The 4,804-nt window shown below is 35.4% G+C and carries 6 protein-coding genes; 1 reads left to right on the top strand and 5 read right to left on the bottom strand.

The features are described 5' to 3' along the window. Positions 1 to 323 precede the first annotated feature (323 nt). The 4 genes from OZD62_RS03860 to rlmB form a co-directional block, all read right to left on the bottom strand. Entirely contained in the window at positions 324 to 1,301 is a 978-nt protein-coding gene (locus OZD62_RS03860; protein ID WP_038199239.1) for a quinone oxidoreductase family protein, read from the bottom strand. Positions 1,302 to 1,471: 170 nt separating this feature from the next. Continuing rightward, the gene (locus OZD62_RS03865) at positions 1,472 to 2,008 is read right to left on the bottom strand and encodes a cytochrome c oxidase assembly protein (protein ID WP_275019466.1); all 537 of its coding nucleotides are present in this window, start codon (positions 2,006 to 2,008) and stop codon (positions 1,472 to 1,474) included. Further along, positions 2,009 to 2,731 carry a Bax inhibitor-1/YccA family protein gene (locus OZD62_RS03870; RefSeq protein WP_010962942.1) on the bottom strand — a complete coding sequence of 241 codons (723 nt, stop codon included), beginning with the start codon at positions 2,729 to 2,731 and terminating at the stop codon, positions 2,009 to 2,011. A 79-nt stretch (positions 2,732 to 2,810) separates the two neighbouring features. Continuing rightward, positions 2,811 to 3,575: a 23S rRNA (guanosine(2251)-2'-O)-methyltransferase RlmB gene (rlmB, locus tag OZD62_RS03875; protein ID WP_038199241.1), complete on the bottom strand. Its 765-nt coding sequence runs from the start codon at positions 3,573 to 3,575 to the stop codon at positions 2,811 to 2,813. A gap of 92 nt (positions 3,576 to 3,667) precedes the next feature. On the opposite strand from rlmB, the gene OZD62_RS03880 reads away from it, so the two are divergent. After that, positions 3,668 to 4,168 (top strand): Smr/MutS family protein, encoded by a 501-nt coding sequence (locus tag OZD62_RS03880; RefSeq protein ID WP_010082340.1) that lies wholly within the window; start codon positions 3,668 to 3,670, stop codon positions 4,166 to 4,168. A gap of 348 nt (positions 4,169 to 4,516) precedes the next feature. Here OZD62_RS03880 and OZD62_RS03885 read toward each other — a convergent pair whose 3' ends face one another. Next, on the bottom strand, positions 4,517 to 4,648 hold the full coding sequence (locus OZD62_RS03885) for a hypothetical protein (RefSeq protein ID WP_010962944.1): 132 nt from the start codon (positions 4,646 to 4,648) through the stop codon (positions 4,517 to 4,519). Between the last annotated feature and the right edge of the window lie 156 nt (positions 4,649 to 4,804).

Here is a 4,804-nt window from a genome sequence, read left to right on the forward strand (position 1 = left end):
AAGTGTGATGCAACAAAGCCATCCCAGTGTCAGCTACTTGGATGACAAGAAAGGGAGCACTGGAATGACAGGAGAAGGGGGGCTACTACCGTCATAAAGGAACCAGTGTCAGTTACTCGGATGATACCTTTTTCTACTTAATTTGGGTTATGCAAGAAGTCTATTCGCGGTATAGATTCCGCTAACACGTAGCGGGATGACGGTTGTCGGTAAATCTAAGTCAGTTTAGCTATATGCTTTTAATTCCCCCAAAAGGAGAATTAAATATGTGAAGTTCTAGTTGATATGACTTAATGAATGGTTAGTTTAAATTACTAATTTATTTAAGAGATTTTGATAATATTTAACCCACTCGCTTTTCTATTTTCCATATCACGATGTGCTTGAATTATTTCATCAAATTTATATTTTTTATTGATCCGTACAGTTAAAAGTTTTTTTCTTATCATCTCGAAGATTTCCATTGTGGTAAGCACTAATGTGAATCTATCATGCTTATAATGGTATATTGAGGTTCCAGTTGCAAATAACGAACGTGAACTAAGTAAAGAAAAACTAATAGGAGCGTTACCTGATATCTGCCCATAGGAAACGTATATGCCGAACCTGCCTAAAGATTCAAAAGAAAGCTTGCTTGTAGCGTAACCTATAGGGTCATACACTGCACCTACTCCTCTGTTTTGCGTAATCTCCATAACTTTAGAAACGAAGTCTTTATCATTGTAGTTTATTGCGTATGTGCAGCCACTTTGTAAAGCTATCTTCATTTTTTCATCAGAGCTTACAGAACCTATCACTACACCTTTTTTATCCTTTGCCCATTGGCATATTATTTGTCCTAAACCACCATTAGCCCCATGAACTAGCACGAAAGCACCAGGCCTAACTTTATAAGATTGATTAACTAAATAGTGAGCTGTCATACCTTTAAACAGCACTGCAGCAGCAACTTCATCAGATATGTCATCTGGAATTTTTATCAGATATTTCTGGTGTATAATGCGCTTTTCACAATATGCCCCTGGAGGAGCTGTGCAATATCCAACTCTGTCTCCAACCTTCAATCCATCACTGATTTTTTTACCAAGCTTTTCAATAACTCCCACTGCTTCTACCCCAAGCACTGATGGTAAATTTTTAATTTTGCGCGTACCTTTTCTGTGCTCTAAATCATAACGATTTAAGCCGATAGTTGTGTGACGTACTAAAACTTCCTCGCCTTTTGGCTCACCTATACTCTTATCTACAAATTCTAATACTTCTGGTCCCCCAGTTTTTTTAATTTGTATAGCTCTAACCATGATGAATATTAAGATAAAAACTTTGATTATGTTATCTAACAATTAATATTTTGCAAAGTTATTGTTTTCACAATCAATAGACTTCTTGCGTTACCTCCTGTCATTCCAGTGTCAGCTACTTGGATGACACCCTATTGATTACTGAAATGACACGGTTTGCAAACATTCTGTTACTTAAGCTTAAAGAACGTGTATGATAGTGTTATTTCGCCCAAATCTTTTGTATTACTATCAAGCATTATCTCAGGATCTATATAGAAAGATACGGGCATAGCTGCTTTTTGTTTTGGTAGCAACATTTGCTCTTCAAAACAAAAGCATGCAACTTTATTGAAATACTTACCTGCTTTGAAAGGCGTAACATTATACACCGCCATACCAAATGAAGGCTGATCAGATAGATTTTTTGCGTAATAAAACGCTAAACTTTGTTCTCCTATGTTTACGTCAACGTAGTTAGTTTCTGATTTAAACTCCCAAGGTAGATCGGACATTATATCAGCATTGAAATGGACCCTGATCTTTTGGTTAGTTATATTTGTTGTTGTGTTAGTTACTTTTCTTATTGTGCCACCATACCCAGTAGCTTTACAGAAAATGCTATATAGAGGTACCGATGCATATGCAAGACATACCATCGACACAACTAAAGATACTAAAAAGAAAACTATAGAATTCTTACTGCCTTTCCTTAAAAAGGAAAACATCTAATCCCTATTGTTGAACAAGTTAAGTAACCTGAGTAGATTGAGAAATATATTAATAAAGTCAAAATAAAGATTAGTTGCACCGAGTATTGCCAATTTAGTAGTAGCAACTTCTGATCCGTCATTATGTTTATAATAAACGTCCTTGATTCTTTGAGCATCATACGCAGTCATTAAGGTAAAGACTATTACTGATATGAACGATATTGCAAAGTGGAGAGGACTACTTCCAAGAAATAAATTTACTATAGACGCAATGATTAACCCCCAAACTCCCATAATCAAGAAAGAGCCCATACTTGTAAGATCTCTTTTTGTAGTATTGCCATATAAAGCCATAGAGCCAAACATGATTGATGTAATGAAAAACGCCCTTGCTATATTTTCTGCAGTATAAACTATAAAAACATAAGATAAGGAAAGCCCCATTAACACTGAGAACGAGAAAAATATAGTAACGGCAGACTGAGCACTTAGGTGTTGAATTCTATAAGACATGTAGAACACCAATGCAACCGGAGATAACATTACCACAAGCGATAGAACGGGATTAGAATAAATTACTTGAAAAAGACCAGAAAATACTGTTAAAAACGCAACAAGCCCTGTGACGCCCAAAGCTAAAGCCATGTAATTATATACTTTAGTTAGGTAACTTCTAAGCCCAGCACTATAATAAACGCCTTGAGAGCGAATATCCTGTTCATTTCTCATATAAGACATAATATAACTCCTTTTATCCATTACTTAACACATTATAATATAAAACCATATTTTTATCAAGTGTTTTTATTATAAACAGCTATGCGCTGGCATTTGTTTTAATATAAATAGAATATAGGCCTATTGCTGCTGCGTTTGAAACATTTAAACTGTTAATTGCATTTGACATTGGGATTTTTAAAAGATAATCACAATTTTCTTTAACTAACCTCCGCATTCCTTTCTCTTCAGAACCAAAAATAATTACTCTTTTTTTCTCAAAACTCTTTATTTCATCTATATTTTCTTTAGCATTGCAATCAAACCCGTAACACCAGTAGCCGACCTTTTTTAAATACTGCATAGTTTTTACTATATTTGTAACGTATATTAGCGGAACAATATCTAAAGCCCCACTTGCTGCTTTTGCAATAGATGCATTTTCACTCGGTGAATGGTTATGTGGTAAAACCAATGCGTCGACATTAAAACAAGCTGAAGTTCTTAAAATTGATCCAATATTGTGCGTGTCAGTGACTTGATCTAAAATGACTATAGTAGAACTGTCGTTTGAGCTTTCAGCTACTTCTTCGATGCTTAAGTTATAAAGAATAGGGGCAACATTTAAAGCAATTCCTTGATGGTTAGCACCTTTGGGTAAAACGTCATTAAGTATTTTGTTTTCTACTAATCGAACTTTAATGCCCTTACTATTTGCATATTGCTTAATTTCTTTTTCGTGTTCTCTATAGAAATTTTCTGTTACTAACAGTTCTATACACCGCCTATTTTTATTCTTCAGTGCTGACATGCAGGTGTGCTTTCCATACAGCCAAAAATTCTCATTAGTTTTTGACGATTTCATCGTATTATTGAAAATCGGGTTTTTATAGAATAAGCAACATTTTACTATGTTTGAATATTGTTGTAAAATTATACAATTCGATTAATGCGTTTATGTCGGACGATGAGTTGGATTGGCAAAAAAATGTTAAGCCAATAAAATGTGGAAAAGTTACTTTGAAAGTTGATCATAAAGTAAATATAAAGTCTATGGTTGATAAAGGTACCTCCGACTTACAAGGGAATTTTCTTAATACCAATAATAGTAACTCATCATTTTGTCTTGACCAAAACACAAAATCAAAAGTTGATAGGGGTAAATATTTTATAAGCGATAAGCTCGATTTGCATGGCTATAATATAGAGGATGCTTACTGTAAATTGATAGATTTTATTATCAAAAATTATCGAGCAGGAAATAGATGTTTATTGGTAATTACGGGATACGGCAGTGCAACAAACAAAACAGACACTATAAAGAGTAACTTAAATAAATGGTTAAATGACACTAAAATCCAGCATATGGTTCTATACTACCAACAAGCTACGAAAAAACATGGTGGTAAAGGGGCTTTTTATGTTTTATTAAGAAGGAATAAAAACCTTGAGTCCTGATACTTAAAATTCCTTTTAAGCCTTAATTTTTCTTGTATAACCATACAGTGTTCGGCAGCGCGTGACGCACAACTGTGCGAACATTGTGATTTGGGTCTACCAGGAAGGATGTCTCCCAGTACCTCTTTTCCCGTCATCCCGCTACGTGTTAGCGGGATCTCATTTCACTTTATGAGGGTGTCATCCGAGTAGCCCCTTTCTCGTCATCCCGCTACGTGTTAGCGGGATCTCATTTCACTTTATGAGGGTGTCATCCGAATAGCTTGACTACTTGGATCCAGATTGGATACTGAGTTGGTGAGTATAAAAGTATAGCTTCTACGTCATACCGCCGCGGTATCTCAGCCGCTAACAAATAGCGGGGTGACGAGTTACTATACCGCTGCGAACCGTCATACCGCGATTTATTCCATAGCTGTACGAACATTCATTTTTGAAGGTAAACTGCACAGCAAATGGTGTCATTCCAGTGCTTGACACTGGAATCCAGCCGGCTTTGTTGCATCGCTAGCTATGATGGATTAAAGATAAAAAAGGTGGAGAATATCAGTAGCTTATTATTCTGGTATTTATAACAAGAACGGTCAGTGAATACCTAAATTTGAGTAAAAGAAATTTCACTACCACTCACTAATC

The organism is Wolbachia endosymbiont of Drosophila seguyi, assembly GCF_028981765.1.
GTDB lineage: Bacteria > Pseudomonadota > Alphaproteobacteria > Rickettsiales > Anaplasmataceae > Wolbachia > Wolbachia pipientis.